General features: G+C 74.2%; 21 protein-coding genes. 15 read left to right on the top strand and 6 right to left on the bottom strand.

The features are described 5' to 3' along the window. Positions 1-44 precede the first annotated feature (44 nt). From lanL to ACWEMJ_RS10860, 3 genes are all read right to left on the bottom strand, one after another. The gene (gene lanL / locus ACWEMJ_RS10870; protein ID WP_452136667.1) at positions 45-2,522 is read right to left on the bottom strand and encodes a class IV lanthionine synthetase LanL; all 2,478 of its coding nucleotides are present in this window, start codon (positions 2,520-2,522) and stop codon (positions 45-47) included. Positions 2,523-2,524: 2 nt separating this feature from the next. Further along, positions 2,525-2,686: an SflA family class IV lanthipeptide gene (locus ACWEMJ_RS10865; RefSeq protein ID WP_198520389.1), complete on the bottom strand. Its 162-nt coding sequence runs from the start codon at positions 2,684-2,686 to the stop codon at positions 2,525-2,527. A gap of 387 nt (positions 2,687-3,073) precedes the next feature. Further along, positions 3,074-3,556, bottom strand: a complete 483-nt coding sequence (locus tag ACWEMJ_RS10860; protein WP_452136666.1) for a protein-tyrosine phosphatase family protein — start codon at positions 3,554-3,556, stop codon at positions 3,074-3,076. A 289-nt stretch (positions 3,557-3,845) separates the two neighbouring features. Between ACWEMJ_RS10860 and ACWEMJ_RS10855 the strand changes: the two genes are divergently transcribed. After that, entirely contained in the window at positions 3,846-4,727 is an 882-nt protein-coding gene (locus tag ACWEMJ_RS10855) for a hypothetical protein (RefSeq protein ID WP_452136665.1), read from the top strand. Positions 4,728-4,819: 92 nt separating this feature from the next. Here ACWEMJ_RS10855 and xylA read toward each other — a convergent pair whose 3' ends face one another. Beyond that, entirely contained in the window at positions 4,820-5,986 is a 1,167-nt protein-coding gene (gene xylA / locus ACWEMJ_RS10850) for a xylose isomerase (protein WP_452136664.1), read from the bottom strand. Positions 5,987-6,129: 143 nt separating this feature from the next. Between xylA and xylB the strand changes: the two genes are divergently transcribed. The 3 genes from xylB (at position 6,130) to ACWEMJ_RS10835 (ending at position 9,663) form a co-directional block, all read left to right on the top strand. Beyond that, on the top strand, positions 6,130-7,563 hold the full coding sequence (xylB, locus tag ACWEMJ_RS10845; RefSeq protein WP_452136663.1) for a xylulokinase: 1,434 nt from the start codon (positions 6,130-6,132) through the stop codon (positions 7,561-7,563). 119 nt (positions 7,564-7,682) lie between these two features. Then, positions 7,683-8,957: an ROK family transcriptional regulator gene (locus ACWEMJ_RS10840; RefSeq protein ID WP_452136662.1), complete on the top strand. Its 1,275-nt coding sequence runs from the start codon at positions 7,683-7,685 to the stop codon at positions 8,955-8,957. Between the two features lie 52 nt (positions 8,958-9,009). Continuing rightward, entirely contained in the window at positions 9,010-9,663 is a 654-nt protein-coding gene (locus ACWEMJ_RS10835; RefSeq protein ID WP_452136661.1) for an ankyrin repeat domain-containing protein, read from the top strand. 144 nt (positions 9,664-9,807) lie between these two features. Here the strand turns inward: ACWEMJ_RS10835 and ACWEMJ_RS10830 are convergent, their stop codons facing one another. After that, positions 9,808-10,836, bottom strand: a complete 1,029-nt coding sequence (locus ACWEMJ_RS10830; RefSeq protein ID WP_452136660.1) for a LacI family DNA-binding transcriptional regulator — start codon at positions 10,834-10,836, stop codon at positions 9,808-9,810. Positions 10,837-11,125: 289 nt separating this feature from the next. Between ACWEMJ_RS10830 and ACWEMJ_RS10825 the strand changes: the two genes are divergently transcribed. The 5 genes from ACWEMJ_RS10825 (at position 11,126) to ACWEMJ_RS10805 (ending at position 17,324) form a co-directional block, all read left to right on the top strand. After that, positions 11,126-12,397, top strand: a complete 1,272-nt coding sequence (locus ACWEMJ_RS10825; RefSeq protein ID WP_452136659.1) for an extracellular solute-binding protein — start codon at positions 11,126-11,128, stop codon at positions 12,395-12,397. Between the two features lie 2 nt (positions 12,398-12,399). Continuing rightward, positions 12,400-13,374: a carbohydrate ABC transporter permease gene (locus ACWEMJ_RS10820; RefSeq protein WP_452136658.1), complete on the top strand. Its 975-nt coding sequence runs from the start codon at positions 12,400-12,402 to the stop codon at positions 13,372-13,374. A gap of 5 nt (positions 13,375-13,379) precedes the next feature. Beyond that, entirely contained in the window at positions 13,380-14,222 is an 843-nt protein-coding gene (locus tag ACWEMJ_RS10815) for a carbohydrate ABC transporter permease (protein ID WP_452136657.1), read from the top strand. A 68-nt stretch (positions 14,223-14,290) separates the two neighbouring features. After that, complete coding sequence (locus ACWEMJ_RS10810) at positions 14,291-16,675, top strand: beta-xylosidase/alpha-l-arabinosidase (protein ID WP_452136656.1); 2,385 nt, start codon at positions 14,291-14,293, stop codon at positions 16,673-16,675. Between the two features lie 25 nt (positions 16,676-16,700). Next, positions 16,701-17,324, top strand: coding sequence for a hypothetical protein (locus ACWEMJ_RS10805; protein ID WP_452136655.1), 624 nt, complete (start codon positions 16,701-16,703; stop codon positions 17,322-17,324). Positions 17,325-17,369: 45 nt separating this feature from the next. Here ACWEMJ_RS10805 and ACWEMJ_RS10800 read toward each other — a convergent pair whose 3' ends face one another. Continuing rightward, entirely contained in the window at positions 17,370-18,011 is a 642-nt protein-coding gene (locus tag ACWEMJ_RS10800) for a response regulator (RefSeq protein ID WP_452136654.1), read from the bottom strand. A gap of 300 nt (positions 18,012-18,311) precedes the next feature. Here ACWEMJ_RS10800 and ACWEMJ_RS10795 point away from each other — a divergent pair, with 300 nt between their 5' ends. The 6 genes from ACWEMJ_RS10795 (at position 18,312) to ACWEMJ_RS10770 (ending at position 25,329) form a co-directional block, all read left to right on the top strand. Then, positions 18,312-19,364: a DUF2599 domain-containing protein gene (locus ACWEMJ_RS10795; protein WP_452136653.1), complete on the top strand. Its 1,053-nt coding sequence runs from the start codon at positions 18,312-18,314 to the stop codon at positions 19,362-19,364. 221 nt (positions 19,365-19,585) lie between these two features. Next, positions 19,586-19,954: a DUF1508 domain-containing protein gene (locus tag ACWEMJ_RS10790; protein ID WP_452136652.1), complete on the top strand. Its 369-nt coding sequence runs from the start codon at positions 19,586-19,588 to the stop codon at positions 19,952-19,954. Next, a complete protein-coding gene (locus ACWEMJ_RS10785; protein ID WP_452136651.1) occupies positions 19,951-20,349 on the top strand; it encodes a hypothetical protein in 399 nt (132 codons plus the stop codon). The genes ACWEMJ_RS10790 and ACWEMJ_RS10785 overlap by 4 nt, the downstream gene beginning before the upstream one ends. 344 nt (positions 20,350-20,693) lie before the next feature. Next, positions 20,694-21,716 (top strand): substrate-binding domain-containing protein, encoded by a 1,023-nt coding sequence (locus ACWEMJ_RS10780; protein ID WP_452136650.1) that lies wholly within the window; start codon positions 20,694-20,696, stop codon positions 21,714-21,716. Positions 21,717-21,928: 212 nt separating this feature from the next. Next, on the top strand, positions 21,929-22,513 hold the full coding sequence (locus ACWEMJ_RS10775; protein ID WP_452136649.1) for a hypothetical protein: 585 nt from the start codon (positions 21,929-21,931) through the stop codon (positions 22,511-22,513). Positions 22,514-22,818: 305 nt separating this feature from the next. Then, on the top strand, positions 22,819-25,329 hold the full coding sequence (locus ACWEMJ_RS10770) for a hypothetical protein (protein WP_452136648.1): 2,511 nt from the start codon (positions 22,819-22,821) through the stop codon (positions 25,327-25,329). Positions 25,330-25,354: the final 25 nt, after the last annotated feature.

Below are 25,354 nucleotides of genomic sequence, written 5' to 3'. Positions count from 1 at the left end.
CACGCGACTTTCGCCGGCCCTCCGCCCCCGACCGGCCCGGTGGGCTAGGGGAGCAGGGTGGGTGTGGGGTCGTGCGGGGTGGTGAGGCGGCGGAGGAAGGCGAGGACGCCGGTGGTGCCGGTGGCGTAGGGGAAGGCGGGGGCGGTGAGGGTGGGGTCGGGGAAGACGGGGTGGTGCGGGGGGCCGGCGGTGCGGGTGAGGAGGAGGGTGGCGACGGTGGTGGCGGCGGTGTGGAACTCCTCGGCGGTGGGGGCGAGTTCGAGCATCAGGTGGCCGACGCCGGCCAGGCCGCAGCAGTGGGTGACCAGGGGCATGCGGGGGGCGATGGTCAGGCAGGTGCGGGCGCACTGTTCGGCGAGGGTGCGGTGGCCGGGGTCGGCGAGGACGGCCGCGGCGCGGGCCAGGACGGTGCCGATGCCGGCCAGTCCGCGGCACCAGGAGCCGTAACGGCGGGTGGCCGCAGGGTGGTTGGCGGCGGTGATGATCGCGGGGGTGTCGGCGGCGAGCCGCGCGCAGGCGACCTCCGCGTGGCCCAGGGCGGCCGGGTCGCCGGTGGCGCGGGCGTATTCGAGCAGGAAGTAGGCGATTCCGGCGGTGCCGTGGGCGAGGCCGTGCGCGAGGGCGGCGTCGCCGGGGCGCGGGTCGGCGGTGGGGGTGAGGCGGGCGCGGCCGGTGGTGAGCAGCTCGTGGCAGGCGGTGGCGACGGCGAGGTGGCGGGTGTCGTGGCGGGCGAGGCGCAGGTGTCCGAGGCCGATGCCCGCGATGCCGTCGATCAGGTCCGCCTCGGGCGGGCCGCTGCCGTCCGGGCCGTGGGTGGGCAGGGCGACGGTGGCGGCGGGTGGGCGGCCGGCGGCGGTGAGGAAGAGGTCGACGCCGGTGCGTCCGGAGTACAACCCCGGTGCCAGCGTGCGGGTTTGGCGCTCCGTCCAGTCGGCGAGCGCGGTGACGGCCTCGGCGGCCTTGGGGCGGTCGAGGTGGTGCAGGAGTTCCAGGCCGAGGCCGGCGCTGCCGCCGTAGAGGTCGATCGGGGTCGGGACGGCCGTCCGGGCGGAGAGCTCGGGGTCGGCGATCCGGTGGGCCTCGGCGATGCAGTACTCGGCGGTGCGGTCGAGGATCTCGGCCAGCAGGTCGGCGGAGAGGTGCTCCAAGATACGTGCGGGGGAGGCGAGTTGCTCGGCTCCGTGGCGCAGGTGATGCGCGCCCGCCGTGCGGACGCCCGCGTCCGGGTCGGTCAACTCGGCGATCAGTGCACGGACTTGGCCGTTCGTGGAGCCGGGGAGGGCGAACTCCAGGGCGGCGAGGGTGCGTTCGCGGTTGACGGCCGGGTCGGGGTCGAGGACCACCGGGTCCATGCCGGTGGCCGCGAAGTACAGCGTCATGCCCAACGCGTAGTAGTCGTCGGCGGGTTGGGGTGCCGCGCCGGGGCGGACCACGGGGTCGCTGTAGCCGGGGGTGGAGCCGGCGGGGCCGGTGCCGCGGACGGCGCTGGTGCCGAAGTCGATCAGGTGACGACGGCCGTCGGGGGCGAGGACCACGTTGTTGGGTTTGAGGTCGCGGACGACCACGGCCTGCCGGTGGGCGCCGTCCAGGATCCGGAGCAGGTCGCGGGCCAGTGGGAGCACGGCGCGCGGGCCCGATTCGGCTTCGGCCCAGGGGCCTTGGGTCTGGACGTCGCGGCGCAGGTCACGGTCGCCGCAGTCGGTCATCACGAGGTACTCGTCGTCGCGGTGCCGGAAGTAGTCGAGCGCGCGCGGCACGCCGGGGGTGTCCGCCAGCAGGGCGAGGACGGCGTGTTCGTGGCGCAGGCGGTCGCGGGTGTCGGCGCCGGACTCGTCCTCGGCGACGTACGCGCGGGCCTGCTTGACCACCACGGGCCGGCCGGTGGACCGGTCCAGGGCGCGGTAGACGTTGCCCTGCGGCTTGCGGGTGATGCCGCCGGTGACGCGGTAACGGCCGCCGCCGAAGCCGGAGTCGGCCGCCGCCGGTGCGGCCGGGGCGAACGGGTCCTCGGCCCACGGCGGGCATCGGTAGACGGTGCCGGCCAGGCCGTCGAAGACGCGGCCGTCGGGGCCGGTCATCACGGATTCGAGGCGTCCGCTGCGACCGGTGCGGTACTCGCCGGTGAACGGGCCGTACCGGTAGTACACCGGGGCGTCGGGGTCCAGGCGGCGGTCGCTGACGATCTGCGGGCCCCGGTGGCCGCGCAGTGCGTCGACCAACGCGCGGGCGAGCGGCCGGAGTTCGTCCGGCGCGGGGTAGAGGGTGAGCGCCTTGCCGACCGAAGCGGCGTTCTTGGTACCGGAGTTGAGCGCGCGCAGGGTGTCCGGGTCGCGGGCCCACTTGGCGTGGCAGACGTGCTGCTCCAGCAGCGGCAGGACGGCGGCGGTGACGGCGTCCAGGGTGCTGGGGCGGGCGGAGATGTGGAGCTTCCAACCGTGCTCCATCGCCGGCATCCGCGGATCGTGCAGGTACGACCAGATGTCGTCGGACCAGGCGCGGCGGCCGGCGATGGGCGCGGTCACCGTCAGCGGTCGCAGGCGATGCGGGTGGTGGCGGTGACCCACGGGTCGGCGAGACAGGCCGTGGGGTCGTGGTCGGCGCGGTCGTCGTCCTCGAAGACGAGGATCTCGTCGTCGACCAGCAGCGGACCGGCGTCGCGGATCTCGGTGAGGGTGGCAACGGGCATGTGACGCCTCCAGGTCGTGTGGTGCCTGCGGCGGCCGCCGCGGATCGGGCGGACGCCGTGGACCGCTCGGCCCGGTGGGGCCGAACTCCCGGAGCATGAAGGTAGGGAGGATCAGTGAAGCTGACAAGGGGGCGTGGCCCGCCTATTTCACCGTTCGCACACAAGCGGGATGTTGCGCAGCCGAACCGGGCGGAGGGATCAACTCCGCCGGGAGCAAGGCGTGTTGTGACCCTCCGTGGCCGGCGGGGGGCAGGTTTGGCTCGGGCGTCGGGCGTCCACCAGGCGGAGCCGCCGAGCGGCGGCGGCGCGGCGGGCACCGTCGGTAGCCGCACGGCGGTCGCGTCGAACGGCAGCCGAGCAGCGTTGTGTCGAGTCGCGTCGAGCGGCTCAGGTGTCGAGTCCGGACGTCCAGGCGCGCTGCTCGGCGGTGTCCGGGACGGCGAGGTCGCGGGCGTGGGCGATGCGCGCCCACGCGGTGTCGGCGTCCAGGCCGTCGAGGATCAGGACGGCGGCGGCCAGCAGTGAGGACCGGCCGATGCCCGCCCGGCAGTGGAACACCAGGTGTGCTCCGGCCCGCAGGCGGACGGTCAACTCGTCGAGGGTGGGGCGGACTTGGGCGTGGGAGGGGGTGGTGTAGTCCGGGATCGGCAGGCTGTGGAAGCGCAGGCCGGCCGCGGCCGCGAGCTCCGGTTCGGCGGTGAGGCCGAGCTCGGCGCATTCGGGCGGGGTCAGGGCGCTGACCAGGTCGGTGACGCCGTCGGCGGCGAGCGCGGCCAGTTCGTCCGTGAGCCAGCCGCCGCCGCGCGGGCGCGCCATGGTGCTCAGGCGGCCGGGGCCGGGACGTTGGACGGTGAACAGGGTGGGACGCATGGCGGGTCGACCTCTCGGTTCGAAGGGGCGGGCCGCCGACGGGCTGTGCGGCGGCGCGGAAGCGGGCTCGGCGTCGGACGGCCGGAAGCCGGGCGCGCGCGAAGGGGAGCCGGAACGGTCGACGGCTCGGCGCGGAAGGAAGGCGCGGCTGCCCCGACGGTAGCACCGCACCGGTTGCCCGCAGTGACCGCGTAACGCCTGTGACGTGTGCGACAGATGAGTTTGTATCAGCTTTGTGCGGTGCTATGTTCGGGCGCGGAACACCAATGCGATCTCAAGGGGGGAGATCATGCGTCGACGCGTGATCCGTACTGCCGCAGCGGGCCTGCTGGCCGCCGCCGCCACGATCGGCCTGGTGCCGACCGCGCAGGCGGCCGACCCGGTGCCGACGTCCAAGTGCGTGATACCGAACGACCCGTGGCCGGGCTCGACCGAGATGTACGCGGGGCAGGAACTGCGGTCGGGCGGCAGCCTGCTGGCCAAGGACAACAAGTCGGTCCTGGTGATGGAGGCCGACGGCAACCTGGTGTTCTACCTGGTCAACTCCACGGGCGGGCCGAAGCACGCGATCTGGAGCAGCGGCACCTCGGGCCACCCGGGCGCGTACGCGACCATGCAGAAGGACGGCAACTTCGTGGTGTACCAGGCCGGCGGCAGCGCCGAGACCGGCGGTGCGCTGTGGGCCTCCAACACCACCGGCCAGCTCGGCGGCTACCTGGTCATCTACCCGGGCGGCACGCTCAGCGTCCACACCAACGGCGGCAAGGGGTGGAGCACCTACACCTTCGAGGAGCCGTCGGCGTTCTGCCCGGGCGTCCAGGGCTCGGTCGGGACGCTGGTCTCGGGCAGCTGGGCGCAGTCCGCGTCGGTCTGGCTGGTGCTCCAGCAGGACGGCAACATGGTGATGTACCGCAAGCGCGACGACAAGGCGATCTGGTCCTCCGGCACCTGGGGCAACCCCGGCGCGATGGGGCGCATGCAGGCGGACGGCAACCTGGTGCTGTACAAGCCCGCGCCGCAGCTGGTCGACGCGATCTGGTCCACCGGCACGTTCTGGAGCCCGGGCGCCTACGCGCTGCTCCAGGACGACGGCAACTTCGTCATCTACCGCAGCGGCGGCGGCCCCGGCACGGGCGGCGCGATCTGGTCCACCGGCACCTACGGGCAGTAGCGGCCGCAGCGCAGCACCGCAGGAGCGCCGTCCCGGCCCGGGGCGGCGCTCCTCCCGTTCTGCTCGACTGCCCCGCGCGGCAGGGGGACGGCTCAGCGGGCGCCGAGCAGGTGCTCCAGGGCGAGCTGGTCGAGGCGCTCGAACGCCATGCCGCGTTCGGCGGCCGCGGTGACGTCGAAGCCCTCGAAGGCGGAGCGGTCGGCGAGCAACGCGGCGAGGCCGTCCTCGGCGGTGGGGCGGGCGAGCTGGTCGAGGCGGGCCGCGTCCAGGGCGGCCCGGACCTCGGGGTCGGCGCGGAAGGCGAGGGCGCGCTCCTTCAGCAGCAGGTAGTTGCGCATGCAGCCGGCCGCCGACTCCCACACGCCGTCGAAGTCCTCGGTGCGCGGCGGCTTGAAGTCGAAGTGGCGCGGACCCCGGTAGCCGGCCGACTCCAGCAGGTCGACCAGCCAGAACGCCTGGCGCAGGTCGCCCGCGCCGAACCGGAAGTCCTGGTCGTACTTGATGCCCGACTGGCCGTTCAGGTCGATGTGGAACAGCTTGCCCGCCCACAGGGCCTGCGCGATGCCGTGCGGGAAGTTGAGGCCCGCCATCTGCTCGTGGCCGACCTCCGGGTTGACGCCGACCAGCTCGGGGCGCTCCAGGCGCTCGATGAACGCCAGCGCGTGGCCGATGGTCGGCAGCAGGATGTCGCCGCGCGGCTCGTTCGGCTTCGGCTCGATCGCGAAGCGCAGGTCGTAGCCCTGCTCGACGACGTACTCGCCGAGCAGGTCGAACGCCTCCTTCAGGCGGTCCAGCGCGGTGCGGACGTCCTTGGACGCGCCGTGCTCGGCGCCCTCGCGACCGCCCCAGGCGACGTACACCGTCGCGCCGAGCTCGACGGCCAGGTCGATGTTGCGGATGGTCTTGCGCAGCGCGTAGCGGCGCACGTCGCGGTCGTTGGCGGTGAACGCGCCGTCCTTGAACACCGGGTGGGTGAACAGGTTGGTGGTGGCCATCGGCACCCGCAGGCCGGTGGCGGCCAGGGCGGCCGAGAACCGCTTGACGACCGCCTCGCGCTCGGCCTCCGAGGCGCCGAACGGAATCAGGTCGTCGTCGTGGAAGGTCACGCCGTACGCGCCGAGGGCCGCCAGCCGCTCGACCGTCTCGACCGGGTCCAGGGCCGGGCGGGTGGCGTCGCCGAACGGGTCGCGGCCCTGCCAGCCGACCGTCCACAGGCCGAAGGTGAACTTGTCGTCGGGGGTGGGGGTGAGCCGGCTCATCGCGTCTCCAAACGCTGGGGATCGACCGAAGGGGAATCGACCGGGAACGACGGAAGTGTATTCGTCATGCCGGAAGACAAATTAATATGGGTCGGCCCGGGAGGGAAGCCCGCAGGCCGCGGACCGCAGACAGGAGCACGCCCATGGCACACCCGCAGGTGGTGATCGGCGTCGACAGCTCGACCCAGTCCACCAAGGCGCTGGCCGTCGACGCCGACACCGGAGACGTCCTCGGCGAAGGCCGCGCCCCGCACCGCGTGGACTCCCGGCACGGCGGCCAGGAGTCCGACCCCGAGCAGTGGTGGGACGCCCTCGAAACCGCCGTCGCCGCCACCGGCTGGGCCGACCGCGCCCGCGCCCTGGCGATCGGCGGACAGCAGCACGGACTCGTCACGCTGGACGCCGCCGGCCGCCCCGTCCGGCCCGCACTGCTCTGGAACGACGTCCGCTCCGCACCCCAAGCAGCCGAGCTGGTACGGGAGTTCGGCGCCGACTGGTGGGCCGCCGAACTCGGCAGCGTCCCCGGCGCCTCGTTCACCGCCGCCAAGTGGGCCTGGCTGCGCGCCAACGAACCCGCGAACGCCGACCGCACCGCAGCCGTCCGCCTCCCGCACGACTACCTCACCGAACGCCTCACCGGCAACGCCGTCACCGACCGCGGCGACGCCTCCGGCACCGGCTGGTGGACTCCCGACGGACCGCACCCCGCCGTCCTCGCCCGGATCGGCCTCGACCCCGCCCGGCTCCCCGCCATCGCCCCCGCCGGCACCGCCGCCGGCCGGGCCCGCCCCGGCGGGCCGCTGCGCCCCGGCACCCCGATCGCCACCGGCACCGGCGACAACATGGCCGCCGCCCTCGGACTCGGCCTCACCGCCGGCACCCCCGTGCTCAGCCTCGGCACCTCCGGCACCGTCTACACCGTCGCCCGCACCCGCCCCGCCGACCCCACCGGCACCGTCGCCGGATTCGCCGACGCCCTCGACGGCTGGCTGCCGCTCGCCTGCACCCTCAACTGCACGCTCGCCGTCGACCGGATCGCCGCCCTGCTCGGCCGCGACCGCGAGGACGTCGAACCTGGCGGCACCGCCACCCTGCTGCCCTACCTCGACGGCGAACGCACCCCCGCCCTCCCGTACGCCGCCGGACTGCTGCACGGCCTGCGCCGCGACACCACCGCCGGGCAACTCCTCCAGGCCGCGTACGACGGCGCCGCGTACTCGCTGCTCGCGGCCCTCGACGACGTCCTCGCCGTCGACGCACCGGCCCCCGCCGACCCGGCGCAGCCGCTGCTGCTGATCGGCGGCGGCGCCCGGGGCCGCGCCTGGCAGGACACGGTGCGCCGACTCTCCGGCCGCCCCGTCCAACTCCCCGCCGCCCGCGAACTGGTGGCCCTCGGCGCGGCCGCGCAGGCCGCCGCGCTGCTCACCGGCGAGCCCGCGGACGCGATCGCCCGCCGCTGGGGCACCGCCGACGGCCCCGTGCTGCCCGCGCTCGAACGCGACGACGCGGTGCTCGAACGGATCGCGACTACCATTTCGCAGACGGCGGCCCTGCAAGGCGGCGGCCACCAGCAGTGACGGCCACCAGCCGTGACGACGGCCGCCGGAGACGGCGGCCCGCAGTGACGACAGCCGGCAGTGACGACAGCCGGCAGTGACGACGGCCCGGGCGGCGGCGGAGCGGAGAGGGAACGAACGTGGCAGCGGACGGGCGGCAGCCGGCCGGGAGCGACCGCGCGGCGCGGCGCGGCCCCGCCTCCCAGCAGGACATGCGGCGGCAGAACCTCGCCCTGGTGATGCGGACCGTCGCCGAGGCGCACCCGCTGTCGCGCGCCGACGTCGCCGGGCACACCGGACTGACCCGCACCGCCGTCTCCAGCCTGGTCGACGAACTCATCGCCGGCGGGCTGCTGCTGGAGGGCGAGCTCGCCCGCAGCGGCCGGGTCGGCCGACCCGGCCGGGCGCTGGTGCTCAACGACGGCGGACCGGCCGGGCTGGGCCTGGAGGTCGGCGTCGAACACCTCAGCGCCTGCGTCCTCGACCTGCGCGGCGACGTCCGGGTGGAGCTCCACCGGCCCGCGCCGAACGCCGGGCGGTCCGCCGGCGACACCCTCGCCGAACTGGCCGAACTCGCCGCCCGGGCCGAGACGGAGGCCGTCGCGCTCGGCCTGCGGGTGGTCGGCCGGATGCTCGCCGTGCCCGGCAGCGTGCGCGTCCCGCCCGACGGCCGGCCCGGGCACCACCTCGAACACGCCCCCAACCTCGGCTGGCACCACCTCGACGTGCCCACCGCCTGGCCCGGACCCGGCGCCGCGCCCGCCATCGAGAACGAGGCCAACCTCGGTGCGCTCGCCGAACTCTGGCAGGGCGTCGGCTCCGGCACCTTCGTGCACATCTCGGCGGGCGAGGGCATCGGCGGTGCACTCGTCCTCGACGGCCGGCTGTTCCGCGGCGTCCAGGGCTTCGCCGGCGAACTCGGCCACCTCACCGTCCGCCCCGACGGCCGCCCCTGCTCCTGCGGCGCCCGCGGCTGCCTCGAACCGTACGCGGGACTCGCCGCCGTGCTGCGCTCCTCCGGCCTGACGGTCCATCACTCCGCCGACGCGGTCACCGAGTTGGCGCGCGGCGCCGAGGCCGGCGACCCCGCCGTGCTGCGCGCCCTGCGGCACGCCGGCACCGCGCTCGGCACCGCGCTCGCCGCCACCGTCCACCTGATCGACCCGGCCACCCTGGTCCTCGGCGGCGCCTACGCCGACCTCGCGCGCTGGCTGCTGCCGCCGATGCGCACCGAGCTCGCCGCCCTGATCCGCGTCCGCCCCTGGCCCGACGACGCCCTCCGCGCCTCCCCCCTCGCCCGCCGCGGCCCCGCCCTCGGCGCGGCCCTGACCACCGTCCACCGCCTGCGCACCGACCCGGCCTCGCTCTGGCAGCCCGCCGCCGGACGAGCGGCCGCGCGCTCGGCCAACTCCTGACCGCGCCAGGGTTGTTCGTAGCATGGAGCGGCAGCGGATCGAGGGGGCCGGGATGACCGAGTGGGACTGTGTGGCGGAGCGGCGCGAGTTCCGCGAGTGGGAGCTCGCCGAGCGGGACGGGGTGTCGGACGCGGCGTACCGGGGCGACTGGCCGGCCGTGCTGGCCGCCGCAGCGGCGTCGCCCCGGGCGGCCAACCAGCGCCGCACCGGCGGCCGGAGCGGCTGGACGCCGCTGCACCAGGCGGCCTGGCACGGCGCCCCGCCCGGGGTCGTCCGGCAGCTGGTGGAGGCCGGGGCGTGGCGGACCCTGCGCTCGACGGACGGGGAGCGGCCGGTGGACATCGCGGCCCGGCAGGGCCACGGCGAGCTGCTGCCGCTGCTGGAGCCGGCGCCCCTGCACCCGGTGGGGGAGCGGGAGTTGCGGGCGATGGAGCACTTCCTGCACGCCCTGATCCGGGTGACCACCGAGGAGTACGGCGTCAAGGTCGCCATCGTCCTGCCGCAGGTCGCCGTGCTGACCGAACTGCCGGACCCGCAGCTGTCGTTCACCGTGTGCGGCATGTACGGCGGCTTCGACGTCCGGCTGGAGGAGGCCGCGACCGCGCCCCGCCTGAGCGTGCACAGCCACAGCCGGATGGGTGCCGGCCGGGGCCGCACCAGCCACATCACCGCGGACGGCTGCGTCCTGGTCGACAACGGCTGGTAGCCGGCGTCGAGGAGTGGTTCCGGTGGCCGGGCGTGGTGCTGGGCGGGGCCCGGCCACCGGGGTCTGGGGCAGCGAAAATTTCGAGCGCGGGGCGAATGTTGTGGACGGGGCGCGGACGACGGTAGGGGAGCGGGCGGGGCGGCGTCAACGGGTGGGCGGCGGGGCGGTGGAGGCGCGGACGACCAGGGTGGTGGCGAGGTCGATGCGGGTGGCGGCGGGGTGCCGGCCGCGGCCGAGGTCGACGGCGAGGCGGGCGGCGGTCTCGGCCATCTCGACCAGCGGCTGGCGGACGGTGGTGAGCGGCGGCCCGACCCAGCGGGCCAGCGGCAGGTCGTCGAAGCCGACCACGGAGAGGTCCTCGGGGACGCGCAGGCCGAGTTCGCGGGCGGCCTCGTACACGCCGAGGGCCTGCAGGTCGTTGCCGGCGAAGATGGCGGTGGGCCGGTCCGCACGGGTCAGCAGGGTGCGGGCGGCGGCGTAGCCGGCCTCGTGGTGGAAGTCGCCCTCGTGCAGGAGCCCGGGGTCGACGGGCAGCCGGGCGGTCTCCAGCGCGGTGCGGTAGCCGTCGACGCGGGCGCGGCTGCACATCATGCCGGACGGGCCGGAGATCATCGCGATCCGGCGGTGCCCGAGGTCGAGCAGGTGGCGGGTGGCGGCCAGGCCGCCCTGCCAGTTGCCGGTGCCCACGGCGGGCACCCCGGCGGCGGGGTCGCCGGCCGGGTCGAGGACGACGAACGGGATGTCGCGGCTGGTGAGTTGGTCGCGCTGGGCGGCGTCCAGGTCGGACAGCACCAGCACCACCCCGGCGGGCCGGCGGGCGAGCACGCCGTCCACCCAGGTCTGGCCCGGGGTGAGGCGTCCGGCGGACTCGGACAGCACGATGCTGAGGCCCTCGGCGCGGGCGACGTTCTCCACGCCGCGGATCACCTCCACCGCCCAGGCGCTGTCGAGCTGGTGGAAGACCAGGTCGAGCAGCCGGGACGGCGGCGCGGTGGTGCGCCGCCGCTGGTAGCCGGTGCGGCGCAGGATCTCCTCGACCTTGGCGCGGGTGGCGGGCGCCACGTCGGCCCGCCCGTTCAGGACTTTCGAAACTGTCGGCGCCGAAACGCCGGCCGCCCGGGCGATCTCCGACAGGGTCGGCGCGGGGTCGGGTTCGAGTTCAGCGGCGCTCATGGCACGGATAGTAGCGCCCCCGGGTGACCGGGCGGGGTGGTGTGCGAACGGTGGTCCGGTTCGGTCGGAGGCCTTGACGCGCTCCGCGGGCCGCCGTAGCTTCCTCGCAATATTCGAATGATGAGCGAAACATTCGAATGCGTCGGCGGGCCGGCCCAACGGCCCGGTGCGGCGCGAGGATTCGCAGATCAGCGCCACCGCCGCCCCGGTCGGCGCAACTGTGCAAGGCACCGCCGGCACCACTGTTCCCGAAACTTTCGAGCCGCTCCCTGCCCCAGGAGGCCGCACCATGTCCGTCCGCAGACGCCTGCCCGTCGCCGCGCTGGCCGCCGCCACCGCGTTCGCCCTGCTCACCGCCTGCGGCAGCGGCGGCTCGGGGAGCAGCGGCGGCGCGCTGACCTGGTGGCACAACGGTACCCAGGACCCGTTGAAGACCGTCTGGGACCACGCGGCCGCCAACTACCAGCAGGCGCACCCCGGTTCGAAGCTGGACGTGGTGCCGCTGCAGAACGAGCAGTTCCCGACCAAGGTCCCGCTGGCACTGCAGTCCGACAACCCGCCGGACATCTACTTCAACCAGGGCGGCGGCCTGCTCGCCACCCAGGCGCAGTCCGGACGGGTCGCCGACCTGACGGCGCTCACCGCCGACTGGATCAAGGAGCTGGGCCCCGCCGCGCAGGGCTGGGCCGCCGACGGCAAGCAGCTCGGCGTCCCCTACGACTCGCACGTGGTGGGCTTCTGGTACCGCAAGGACCTGTTCGGCAGGGCCGGGATCAGCCAACCGCCCACCACCGTCGAGGAGTTGAAGGTCGACATCGGCAAGCTGAAGGCGGCCGGGCTGACCCCGATCGCGCTCGGCGGCAAGGACCGCTGGCCGGACGCCTTCTACTACGACTACTTCGCCGTCCGCGAGTGCGCCGTCGACACCCTCAAGTCCTCGATGAAAGCAGCCAAGTTCACCGACCCGTGCTTCACCAGGGCCGGCCAGGACGTGCTGGACCTGATCGCGCTGAAGCCGTTCCAGGAGGGCTTCAACGGCACGCCCGCCCAGCAGGGCAGCGGCAGTTCGGCCGGCCTGGTCGCCGCCGGGCAGGCCGCGATGGAACTCCAGGGCGACTGGAACCCGAGCGTCATGCAGGGCCTGGCCGCCGACCCCTCCTACAAGGACCAGCTGGGCTGGTTCCCGTTCCCGGCGGTGGCCGGGGCGGCCGGCGACCCGAGCGTGGCACTGGGCGGCGGCGACGGCTTCTCGTGCACCGTCGAGCGCGCCGCCGACTGCGCCCAGGTGCTCAAGTACCTGACCAGCGCCGAGGTGCAGAACGAACTGGTCGGCTCCGGCGCGGCCACCATCCCGGTCAACCCGGCGGCCGTCGCCGCCATCAAGGACCCGGTGGTCAAGCAGATCTACGACTACAACGCGAAGGCGAGCTACGTGCAGGTGTACTTCGACGTCGCCCTGCCCACCGCCGTCGGCCAGGCCCTCAACGACGCCGCCGCGGACCTGTTCGCGGGCAAGGGCGACGCCGGCTCGGTGGCCCGCGCGGTGAACGCGGCGGGCTGAGCATGAGCACCGTCGAGGAGCGGGCCGCCGCCCCGGCCCGCCCCACCGCCCGGGCCCGCCGCCGTCCCCCGCGCCGCCGCACCAGCGCCCGCACCCGGGCCGAACTCGCGCTGCTGCTCGGCCCCGCGCTCGCCCTGTTCGCGCTGTTCGTGCTGGTGTCGATCGCCGCCGCCGTCTACTACAGCTTCTTCGACTGGAACGGCTTCGGCCCGCCCAGTCGGACGGTCGGACTCGCCAACTACCGCAAGGCGCTGGCCGATCCGGTCTTCCAGGGGGCGATCCGGCACAACGTGGTCTTCGCGCTGCTGTCGGTGGCCGTCCAACTGCCGCTCACCGTCGCCCTCGCGCTGCTGCTGAACGGCCGTCTGCGCGGCCGGGCCGTGCTGCGGCTGATCGCCTTCACCCCGTACGTGCTCTCCGAGGCGATCACCGCCGTCGCCTGGCTGGTGATGCTCCAGCCCGGCGGCGCCGTCGACCAGGCCCTGCGCTCGGCCGGCCTCGGCGGGCTGGTCCACCAGTGGCTGGCCGACCCCGACCTGGTGCTGTACACCCTGTTCGCGGTCTCCACCTGGAAGTACCTCGGGTTCGGCATCATCCTGTTCCTCGCCGGACTCCAGGGCGTGCCGACGGAGTTGCGCGAAGCCGCCGCCCTGGACGGGGCCACCGCCTGGCAGACCACCCGCAAGGTGGTGCTGCCGCTGCTCGGCCCGACCGTCCGGATCTGGATCTTCCTGTCGGTGATCGGCTCGCTGCAACTCTTCGAACTGGTCTGGATCATGACCCTCGGCGGCCCCGCCGGCTCCTCCGCCACCATGGCCACCTACGTCGTCGACCGGGGCTTCCGCCGCTACCAGTTCGGCTACGGCAGCGCCGTCGCCGTGGTGCTGTTCGCCATCTGCTTCGCCTTCGCGCTCGCCTACCAGCGGTTCGCGCTGCGCCGCGACACCGACGGCGCCCTCACCGGAAGGGTGGAGTGATCCCCGTGGACCGCCAACCGGCCCTCTCCAGACGGACGTTGGCCCTCTCCGGCCGCTACCTCGCGGCGCTGCTGGTGGCCGGCGTGACGCTGGTGCCGCTCGCCTTCGTGGTGCTCGGCGGCTTCCGCACCAACGCGCAGCTGAACGCCGACCCGACCGGACTGCCGCACCCCTGGGTGCTCGACAACTACCGCAAGGTACTGGGCTCTTCGGTGTTCTGGCGGCTGATGGGCAACAGCGCCCTGATCGCCGTCACCGCCACCGCGCTCACCTGCACCCTCGGCGCGATGGCGGGCTACGCGCTGGCCCGCTACCGCTTCCGCGGCCGGGAGGGCGTCCACACGCTCTTCACCGCCGGGCTGCTCTTCCCGCTCGGCGTGGCCTCCCTGCCGGTCTACCTGCTCCTGCGCCAACTCCACCTGCTGGACAGCTGGTTGGGCGTGGCACTGGCCGAGGCGGCGTTCGGGCTGCCGGTGACGATCGTGATCCTGCGCCCGTTCATGGCGGCGGTCCCCGGGGAACTGGAGGACGCGGCCGCCGTGGACGGCTGCACCCGGCTCGGCTTCCTGTGGCGGATCATGCTGCCGCTGGCCCGGCCCGCGCTGGTCACCGTCGCCGTGCTCGCCTTCCTCGGCTCCTGGAACGGCTACCAGCTGCCGATGCTGGTGTTCAACGAGCAGTCGCACTTCACGCTGCCGCTCGGCGTCGCCGCCTTCCAGTCGCAGTACTCCCAGGACACCGCCGGCATCCTCGCCTACACCGCGCTGTCTATGCTGCCCGCGCTCGGCTTCTTCGTGTTCGCCGAACGCCGCATCGTCGGCGGCATGGCAGGCGCCGTCAAAGGCTGAGCGCGCACCGGACGCCAGGCCCGCACCAGCCCCCCACTACCGAGCAGCGGAAGGAAACCAGCCGCCCGATGACGAACCGACCCGCACCGGCCGCCACCGACCCGCGCCCCGACGGGCCCTGGCGCGACCCCGCGCAGGCCCCGCACCTCCGGGTCGAGGACCTGATGGGGCGGATGACCCTGGAGGAGAAGACCGCCCAGCTGTACGGCGTGTGGGTCGGCGCCGACGCGGGCGGCGACGGCGTCGCACCACACCAGAACGAGATGTGCGACCCGGTCGATCTGAAAGCGCTTTCCGCACACGGTCTCGGCCAGCTCACCCGCCCTTTCGGCACCGCCCCCGTGGACCCGGCCGTCGGCGCGCTCGCGCTGGCCCGCGCCCAGCGGCAGCTCGCCGACGCCGGACGGTTCGGCATCCCCGCCGTCGCCCACGAGGAGTGCCTGGCGGGCTTCACCGCCTGGGGCGCCACCGCCTACCCGGTGCCGCTCGCCTGGGGCGCGACCTTCGACCCCGCGCTGATCACCGAGATGGCCAGCCGCATCGGCCGCGACCTGCGCGCGGTGGGCATCCACCAGGGCCTCGCCCCCGTCCTCGACGTGGCCCGCGACCTGCGCTGGGGACGCGTCGAGGAGACCATCGGCGAGGACCCCTACCTGGTCTCCACCATCGGCACCGCCTACGTGCGCGGACTGCGCTCCGCCGGCGTCCTCGCCACCCTCAAGCACTTCGTCGGCTACTCCGCCTCCGCCGGCGCCCGCAACCTCGCCCCCGTCCGGGCCGGGGCGCGCGAACTCGGCGACGTGCTGCTGCCCCCGTTCGAGATGGCCCTGCACGAGGGCGGCGCCGACTCCGTCATGCACTCCTACGCCGAGATCGACGGCCTGCCGGTCGCCGCCGACCCCGCGCTGCTCACCGAACTGCTGCGCGACACCTGGCAGTTCGACGGCACCGTGGTCGCCGACTACTTCGGCATCGGCTTCCTGGAGACCCTGCACCGGGTCGCCGCCGACCGCGCCGACTCCGCCCGGCTCGCGCTCACCGCCGGCGTGGACGTCGAACTGCCCACCGTCCGCGCCTACGGCGACGCTCTGGTCGAGGCCGTCCGCGCCGGGCGTATCCCCGAGCGGCTGGTCGACCGGGCACTGCGCCGGGTGCTGCTGCAGAAGTGCCGGCTCGGCCTGCTCGACCCCGGGTGGAGCCCGCTGCCGTCCGCGCTGCCCGCCGACTGCGGCACCGACACCGCGCCCGAGGACGTCCGCGGCAGCATCGACCTCGACCCGCCCGCCAACCGGGCGCTGGCCCGGCGGATCGCCGAGCAGTCCGTCGTGCTGCTGGCCAACCCGGACGGCGTGCTGCCGATCGCGCCCGGCACCCGCCGGATCGCCGTGGTCGGGCCGCGCGCCGACGACCCGTTCGCGATGCTCGGCTGCTACTCCTTCCCCAGCCACGTCGGCACCGGCCACCCCGGGGTGCCGATCGGCATCGAGATCCCCACCGTGCTCGACGCACTGCGCGCGCAACTCCCCAATGCAGAGGTGGAGTTCGCGGCTGGATGCGAGGTGGACGGCGCCGACCGGGGCGGGTTCGAGCAGGCCGTGCGGGCCGCCGCCGGGGCCGAGCTGTGCGTGGCCGTGGTCGGCGACCGGGCCGGCCTGTTCGGGCGCGGCACCTCCGGCGAGGGGTGCGACGCCGCCGATCTTCAACTGCCGGGAGTGCAGGGCGAGTTGATCGACGCCCTGGTGGCGACCGGCACCCCCGTGGTGCTGGTCCTGCTGACCGGCCGCCCCTACGCGCTCGGCCGCTGGCACGGGCGGTGCGCCGCGACCGTGCAGGCGTTCTTCCCCGGCGAGGAGGGCGGTCCGGCCCTCGCCGCCGTGCTCACCGGTGCCGTGAACCCGTCCGGCCGACTGCCCGTCAGCGTGCCGCGCGAGCCCGGCGGCCAGCCGTGGACGTACCTGCAACCGCCGCTCGGCCTCGCCAACGGCGTCAGCAGCCTCGATCCGACGCCGCTGTTCCCGTTCGGCCACGGCCTGTCGTACACCGCCTTCGAGTGGACGCCGGAGCCCGCTCCGGTGCCCCAACTCCCCACCGACGCGGGCACGGAGATCGCGCTCACCGTCCGCAACGGCGGCGACCGGGCCGGCACCGAGACCGTCCAGCTCTACCTGCACGACCCGCTGGCCCGCACCACCCGGCCCGACGCCCGCCTGATCGGCTACGCGCGGGTGCCGCTGGAGCCCGGCGAGAGCCGACGGGTGCGCTTCCGCTTCCACGCCGACCTGGCCTCGTGCACCGGCCCCGACGGCCGCCGGACGGTCGAGCCCGGCGAACTCCGGCTGCGGCTGGCCGCGTCCAGCGCGGACGTCCGCCACACCGTGGTGCTCGAACTCACCGGCCCCGAACGGGAACTGGACCACCGGCGGCGGCTGAGCTGCCCCGTTGCCGTCGAATGAGCGCCGAACCGGCACACTTGACCCCATGAGCACCGTCACCCACGCCGTCACCCCCGCTGATCTCGACCGGCCGACCGGCCCCGAGGCGCTCGCCGCCGGGCAGGAGGAGCTGTTGGACGCCCTCAACGAGGCCGTCCGGCGGCCCGAGCTCTTCGGGGGCACGGCGGCCGTGGTCGAGCTGCTCGACGCGCTGGCCGCCGTCGACCCGCAGCCCGAGCGTGGGACGGCCTGGCTGCCCGACGCCGTCACGCGCACGGTCTCCACCCTGCTGCGGGACAGCTTCGCCGAGGCGGACCCGCCGCTGGTCGCCTCCCAGTACGGCGAGGACGCCCACCGGCGGGGCTGGCTGCGGCTGGACCGGACGCTCGGCGAGCAGGAGCTGGGGGAACTGCTGGACCGGGTGCTGGACTGGGCCGAGGACAAGCGTCAACTGGCCGACGTGCTCGCAGAGTTCGGCGAGCCCTCGGTGGTGTACGGCGACATCGCGCCGGAGGCCCCGAAGACCCTGTGCTACGCCGGCGAGGACCGCGACGCCCCGATCGGTGCGTTCCACTTCGGCGCGGGCGGCGTGCTGTACGCGGTGCGGATCGGCGAGAACCTGCTCGGCGACTGGGCGCTCACCCCGGCGGGCAGCCGGCTGTTCCAGTGACCGCGCGGGCCGGCGGCCGCGGGGCGGCGGCACCGGGCGGACGGGTCAGTGCCGGTGGGCCAGCGACCAGGCGGCGACGCCGACCCGGTTGTGGGTGGCCAGTTTCCGCTGCACGGCGGCCAGGTGGTGCTTGACGGCGGCGGGGGAGAGGAGCAGCTCGGCGGCGATCTCGGCGTTGCTGGCGCCGTCCGCGACCAGCACCGCGATCTGCCGCTCGCGCGCCGTGAGCGTCTCGCGTGGCGCCTGCTGGGACGGCACCGGCGGGGCGTAGTGCCGCAGCAGCCGGAGCGTCGACTGCGGGCTGATCAGGGTGTCGCCGGCCATCGCGGCGCGGATCGCCTCGGCGAGCAGCGCCGGGCTGGAACGTTTCAGCAGGAAGCCGGTGGCCCCGCTGCTGAGCGCCGTGTGGACGTACTCGTCGAGGTCGAAGGTGGTGGCCACGACCACCCGCAGCGGGTCGGCGACGTCCGGGCCCGCCAGCTGTCTGGTGAGGTCCAGGCCGTCCAGGTGCGGCATGCGGATGTCCGCGAGCACCACGTCCGGCCGGAGCCGGCGGGCGAGTCGCAGCGCGGTGCGGCCGTCGGGCGCCTCGGCGACGACCCGGATGTCCGGCTGGCCGTCGAGGACGACCCGGTACGCGCTGCGGATGTCCTCGCGGCCGTCGGCGAGCAGGACGCGGATGGTCACGAGGTCTCCGCGAGAGAGGTCGAGACGCTTCCGCCGACCCGCCGCCCGCCCGGCCCGGATCGCCCCGTCCTGGTCCGCTCCCGCGTGCTCGCGGCCACCCCCATGTCCCCGTTCATGTGATCACCTTAGGGGGCGCGGGCTTCGGGGCGGGTGTGCGGATCGGCACACCGGGCGTCGGGGCACCGGCGGCCAGGGGTTGGAGTGACGCGCCGTCATGGCCCGCGCGAAGAACGGGGGTGGACGAACTTTGGCTGTTTCTGGTGCAGCCGGGAGCGGGTGGCCGGCCCGATACTGCTGGGCATGAACGGAACGGCAGTTTCCCGGCTTTTCGCCGCACTCGCCGCATGTGCGACCAGTGCCTCCCTGCTGGTGGCCGTCCAGGCCGCTCCCGCCGCCGCCGAGGTGTTCTGCGGCACCCACTCGGTCGACGGTGCGATCTGGACCGAGTACACCCAGGCGCCCGGCGTGCGGGACGCCCTCGGGTGTCCGACCAGCGACGAACTCGGCCTGCCCGACGGCGTCGGCCGGCGGCAGGTGTTCGAGCGCGGATCGATCTACTGGAGCCCGAGCACGGACGCGCACGCCGTGTGGGGGCTGATCGGGCAGGAGTGGGCCGACCACGGCTGGGAGGGCGGCTACCTGGGCTACCCGCTCACCGACGAGTTGAAGAACCCGGACGGCATCGGCGTCCGCCAGCAGTTCCAGGGCGCCACCGTCTACTGGTCGCCCGGCACCGGCGCGCACGCGGTGCACGGCAACATCGGGTGGTGGTGGGGGCAGTACGGCTACGAGCGGGGCACGTACGGCTACCCGACCAGCGACGAGTACGCCGCCGGGCACGTGGGCGGCAACGTCGAGGACAACAACGGCGTGCGGCAGGACTTCCAGTTCGGCAAGTACCTGCTGTGGAGCGGCGGCCAGGCCGACGCCTTCGAGTCCTGCCAGAGCGCGTGCATCGGCTACGGCGGCACCACCAACAGCAAGTGGGTGGTGAAGACGGAGGTCTACGTCAACTGGACCGACAGCCGCTTCACCTCCGTCCACGTCACCCCGACGGCCGCCGCGTTCAAGACCGTGCTGGGGACGGACGACGCCGCCAGCGACGTGAACGAGGACTGGCGGCAGGTCTGGTCGAACACGCGGATGTTCCCGGGGGCCACCCAGACCGCGCAGAACTCCACCTACCAGCAGCTGCTGTGCCACGCCGAGTTCTCCTACCCCAACACCAGCGGCGGCCACTTCGGCGGCCCCACCTGGGACTTGGAGACCTGGCGGCCCGAACTCACCGGCAGCAACGACACCAAGCTGAAGAAGATGCTCGCCTCGAAGTGCAACTGGGACACCGACTCGTAGGACCGTCGGCGGTGCGGCAGGACGGCGCATTAACAAGGGAGAACTTCGGGGCGAACAGACTCGGCCGGGGAGGGATTCCACTTCCGGACATCGTCCGTGCACACATAGCGTTCGCGGCGTGACGATGTGCGTCCGGTTCGGGTCCGAGCCGGACGCCTCGCCATGCGGTGGCGCGGCCGGGGACGGGCCTCGGGCCGGCGGAGACCCGGGGGTGGCGGGCGGTGCGTGGGGAGGGCCTGTTCACGGAGCGGGCACCGAGCGGACGGTTCCAGTGGCAGTTGAAGGCGATGAACGGGCGGGTGGTGGCGGTGTCCTCCTCCGTCTACGACTCGGCCGTGGACGCCGAGCGGGCGTTCGCCGAACTGGTCGCGCTGGGGCCTGCGTTGGTGGCGCGGATCACCCACGTGCGCGGTGGGCCGGGCTGGACCTGGGTGGTGCCCGGGGTGCGCGGCAACCCGCTGGTCAAGTCCAGCAGGGCGTACGAGCGTTACGCGACCTGCCAGAACGCGTTCCGCCGGTTCGTGGCGCTGCTGGCCCGGCTGTCCGAGGAGGCCGCGGTGGCCGGCGGTGCGCCCGGGGCCGGACGGTGAGCGGGGTCGAGCCGTCCCGCGGGCCGCGCCTGGTGCCGCTGCGCGGCGCGGACGGGCGGGCCGGATGGTCGCTGGTCGCCGCGAACGGGCGGCGGCTGGCGGCGGCCGTCCGCGGCTACCGTTCCGAGCGGGAACTCGCCCTCGGCGTCGCGGAGTTGATGGCGGAACGGGCGGCGCTGCGGTTCGTGCTGAGCCAGCGCGAGGACCGGCAGTGGACCTGGACGGCCTACCTGCCGGCCCGCTCCACCCGGGCCGGCGCGGGCGGCGGCGAGGCGGTGGCCCGCAGCGCCCGCGGCTACCTACGGCGCGACCAGTGCCGGCAGAGCGTGACCGGCTTCCTGCAGGGCGTCGAGCACGTCCAGCGCCACCGGCGAACGGCCGGGAACCCCTGGTGAGTTCAGGGCCTTCCCGGTCGCCCGAGGGGTTCGTGCACGTCCGGCCGGGATCGGTGGTGCGGGGGTGAAGCGGAGATGACCGAGATGCCCCCGTGAGCACACCTGGAGAAGAACGTGTTCATGGCGAGGAGGAAGGGTGAAGGGCCGCCAAAGCGCCTGCTGACCAGGGCAGTTGGCGTTGGCCGACGAGGGCGGACGGCGGGGCGGGGGAGCCGGGGGAGGCTTCCGGGGGACGGCCGGCGGCCGCGAGGATCACTCCCGCCGGGTAGCCGCGGAGCTCCCCGGTACCGGACCCCGCCCGGTCCGGTCCAGCGAGGCACGATCCCCCTCGGAGGAAGAGGACCATGCGTCACACCGCTGCCAAGGCGCTCGCGGCCGTTGCGGTCACCGCCGCCCTGACCACCGTCGCCGCCGTTCCCGCCATGGCGGACCCGGCCGTCACCCCCGCCGCCAAGGACATCGTGGGCGTCGGCTCGGACACCACTCAGGCGCTGTTCAGCAAGTTCTCCACCGACTACAACGCCACCATCCCGGCCACCGACACCACCACGCCGCGCCTGTACAGCTGGGACGCCACCGGCACCCCCAGCAGCATCACCCCGAAGACCGGCGGCTCCACCATCCCCCGCCCGAACGGCTCGGGCGCCGGCATCGGCGCGCTGAACACCACCACCAACACCACCCTGGACTTCGCCCGCTCCTCCCGCGCGGCCCAGCCCACCGACCCGGCGACCTTCGACTTCGTCGCCTTCGCCAAGGACGCGGTCACCTGGTCCGCCCCGGCCGGCGGCCACGCCCCGACCAACCTGACCACCGCGAACCTGGTCGACATCTACACCTGCGTGAAGACCGACTGGTCGCAGGTCGGCGGCACCGCCGGCACCATCAAGCCGTACCTGCCGCAGTCCGGCTCCGGCACCCGCTCGTTCTTCCTGCAGGCCATCGGCAACATCACCCCGGGCGCCTGCGTCACCACCGGCCCGGAGGAGAACGAGGGCACCGACCCCGTCTTCACCAACCTCGACAGCGTCTTCCCGTACTCCGTCGGCCACTACGTGGGCCAGCTGAACGGCCACGGCGGCGGCAGCGACCTCCCCGGCACCCTGACCCTGCGCAGCGTCAACGGCGTCAACCCGCTGACCAGCACCAACACCCTGAACCCGGCGTTCGCCGGCGGCAGCTACGGCCGCGTCCTGTTCAACGTGCTGCGGGACGGCGACTACACCGCCAACACCACCCAGGGCAACGCGCTGCGCGCCATCTTCGGCCCCACCGGCTGGATCTGCGGCACCGCCGGCCGCGCCGACATCGCCAGCTACGGCTTCCTGAACCTGCCGGCCACCGGCTGCGGCGCGATCATCCACTGACGCACCGTCAGAATCCGCCAACAACAGCACACTTCGCCGCCCGTCCCGCAGCCACCGGGGACGGGCGGCGTCCCCTTGGCGGCACACCCGCCGTGCACGACGCACCCCGCACCGCCAGAACCCCGCACCACCCGAAAACCGCACCGCAGGACCCCGCACCACCAGAACCCCGCGCGACCAGAACCCCGCACCCCCGTTCCGAAGGAGCCACGATGTCCCGCACGTTCGCCCGGATCGCCGCCGCTGCCGCCGGCCTCGCGCTCGCCGTCACCGCCGCCTCCGCGACCACCGCCTCGGCCGCGCCGGCCGCCGGCAACGCGGTGATCCACGAGAGCAACGCGTTCTTCCAGCAGGCCGCCCAGGCCGGCATCGTGGCCGTCCCGCTGCCCACCGCGACCGCCGGCTACGACCCGAGCACCGGCCTGTCGGCGAGCTTCCCCGTCACCGACGGCTCCGGCAGCCTCGCCGAGTTCTGGGGCTCCATCCGGTTCGGCGGCGGCCTGCTGTTCGTCGACGCCCGCACCGGCAGCGCGATCGCCTTCCGCCAGCTGGCGTTCTCCTCCGAGACCTACCAGGTCACCGGTGTCCCGGACGGCTCCACCACCCCCGTCGCGCTGTTCGCCCCGGCCGGCGAGACCGTGGTCACCCGCAGCGGCGCCACCCAGAACCTGTCCGCCACCTCGCTGGCCGTCGACCCGGACGGCGCGCAGTACCTGGACGGCAAGCTGCACACCTCCTTCTTCACCGCGGGCCAGAGCGTCGGCAGCTTCACCGTCAGCTACACTCCCGCGTCCTGACCCATCCGCACCTTTCGCACCGCCTGCCCCACGGGGGCGGGCGGTGCGCGCGTATCCGGACACTGACGGCACATCAATTCGCTTGATTCGAGCACTAATTGGGGTCTCGTACACCTGGTGGACAGCATCCGGTCAGACGCCACTGGCCGAATATCGTCGGAGCCGCCGAACGCCGCCGCTCCGCTCCCTGTCCTCCGTGCGTGCCTGCTCCGGTGCGCCCGTCGCCGGAAGGTGCTGTGCCGATGAGAGTGCGCCCGTCAGGGCCCAGAACCGGATTCCGCCCGTGGCGGGCCTGGCTGGCGGCCGTGTTGACCTGGACGCTGGGCGCGGCCGCCGTGCTGCTGCCGCTCGGCGCCACCGGCGTCCCGCAGGCGCAGGCCGCCGCCGGGACGACCGTCCCCGGCCCGCCCCGCTGGGACCCGCTGAACTGGAGCACCGGCCCGGCCGGCTCCGTCACCGTCACGCCGACCAGCGGCCTCGGCAACCAGGTGCTGCACGTCAGCTGGAGCGGCTTCACCACCACCGTGGACGCCGACTTCCAGCCCGTCCCCGTGGTGCTCAACCCGCACGGGAACTCCGGCTTCGACAAGGTCGCCCGCTACCCGGTGCGGGTCTACCAGTGCCGGGGCGAGGACCCGAAGATCACCGACTGCTACGGCTCCAGCCTGTACAACGCCGACCCCGCCAAGGGCTTCCAGCAGCCGTTCCCGGCGCCCGGCACCACCACGCCCGAGTTCCCGTCCAACATGGTGATCGCCGCGACCCGCCCGGACGGCAGCGGTGAGGCCGACATCGAGGTGTGGACCGCGCAGCAGAGCCAGACCCTGGGCTGCGACCCCACCCACAAGTGCTCGCTGGTGATCGAGGCGAACTACGGCGGCGACTCGATCGGCGCCTACCAGTGGCCGGCCGGCGAGATCAACTGCGACGACCACTCGGCGGACTCCGACGGCCTGTTCAACACCGCCAGCGACAACGTGGTGGCGGTGGAGAACACCGGCGGCAGCCGCTGGGCCAGCGGCGAGGCCTGCGCCTGGAAGAACCACGTGGTGGTGCCGCTGAGCTTCGGCCCGACCCCGGCGGCCTGCGCCGCCAAGAACGCCGACTTCTCCGCGATCGGCCTGGAGATGGCCGACCGCGCCGTCCAGCAGTGGCGCACCGGCCTGTGCCAGGGCAACGACCCGCTGACCGTGCAGTACACCTCCGGCGGCGGCGAACCGCAGGCCCGCTCGGCGTTCCTGCGCCGCTCCGGCGGCGACATCGCGCTCACCTCGGTGCCCGACCGCGACCCGCCGACCCGCCCCTACACCTACGCGCCGCTCGCCAACAGCGCCATCTCGGTGGTGTTCCTGGTCGACGACGGCGACAGCCACCGGCAGATCCGCACCCTGAAGCTCAACCAGCGGCTGCTCGCCAAGATGCTCACCCAGAGCTACCGGCTCAGCGCCGACGACCGGACCGACAGCGTCAAGGGCAACCCGATCTGCCTGTTCACCGACCCCGAGTTCCTCGAACTCAACCCCAGCGGCGACCACGGCCCGACCTGGCCGAGCTGCCTGGCCGGCGGCACCTTCGCCGCCACCGCCCCGATCGTCGTCGGCGGCACCACCGACCTGGTCACCCGGCTGACCGGCTGGATCGCCGCCGACCCGGCCGCCGCCCAGTTCCTCCAGGGCGCCCCCGACCCGTGGGGCATGCACCTCGACACCAAGTACCTGCGCTCCAGCTACCCCGGCTTCCCCGTCGACGCGCTCCAGCCGCAGGACTTCACCGGCCCGCCGGACCGGTCCAACTGGAAGCAGTACGAGTGGAACCCGGTGCTCGGCGGCCTCGGCCAGGTGCTGCGGATGGCCCTGGAGGTCCGGCCGTCCTGCCTGAACCCCGACGAGGTCCAGGGCCAGCACGCCAAGTGCATCAGCCAGGACAACGGCAAGCGCGCCCTGTTCGCCATCATGGACGCCGGCCAGGCCCAGGCGATGAGCCTTCCCGAAGCCCAACTCCCCAACCCGGCAGGCGGGTTCACCACCCCGACGATCGGCGCCATGCAGGCCGCCGTCGCCGACATGCCCGTCGACGCCGCCACCGGCACCCAGCAACTCCCGTACGGCGACGCCGACTCGGCGTACGCCAAGGACCCGAAGGCGTACCCGCTGACCATGGTGCAGTACGCCATGCTGCCCACCCAGGGCGTCGCCAAGGACAAGGCGGAGGCCATCGCCCGCTTCGTGCGCACCGTCACCGACCCCGCCAAGGGCCAGATCTACGGCCGCAACCCCGGCCAACTCGCCGCCGGATTCGCCGGGCTGACGAACAGTCAGGTCGCCGCGGCGAAGTCCGCGGCCGGACACGTCGCCGCCCAGGACAGCGCCCTGCCCGGCAACCAGACCGCACCCGGCGCCGGCAACGGCCCCGGCGGTGACGGCGGCGGGAACGGGGGCGCGGCCGGCGGTACGGGCGGCAACCCCGCCGCCGGCGGCGGCCTCCTGCCCGACGGCGCTCCCGCCGACGGCGCGGCGCCCGGCGACACCCCGCCCGGCAGCAGCGCCAAGCCTAGCGGCAGCGCCGGACCCACCCTCGGCGCGGCGGCCGCCACCCGGTCCGCCGCCGCCGACCGGGCCGGCCTGGCCCGCCTGCTGCTGCCCGTCATCCTCGCCACCGGAGCCGTCCTGCTGGTCGGCGGACCCGTCGCGCTGTTCCTGAACGGCACCCCCGCCGGCGCCGAGGCCAGCCCCGGCTGCGCCCGCCGTTCCCGGCGATCGCCGGCCTGTACGCCTGCCCGACGGTGGTCAACAACGTCGAGTCGATCGCCTCGGTGAAGCCTCGGTGGGCGGGTCGCGCGGG

This window comes from Kitasatospora sp. NPDC004531 (genome assembly GCF_053602195.1).
The sequence above is the reverse complement of the archived record's forward strand: the minus strand, read 5'-3'. Positions and strand labels throughout refer to the sequence as shown.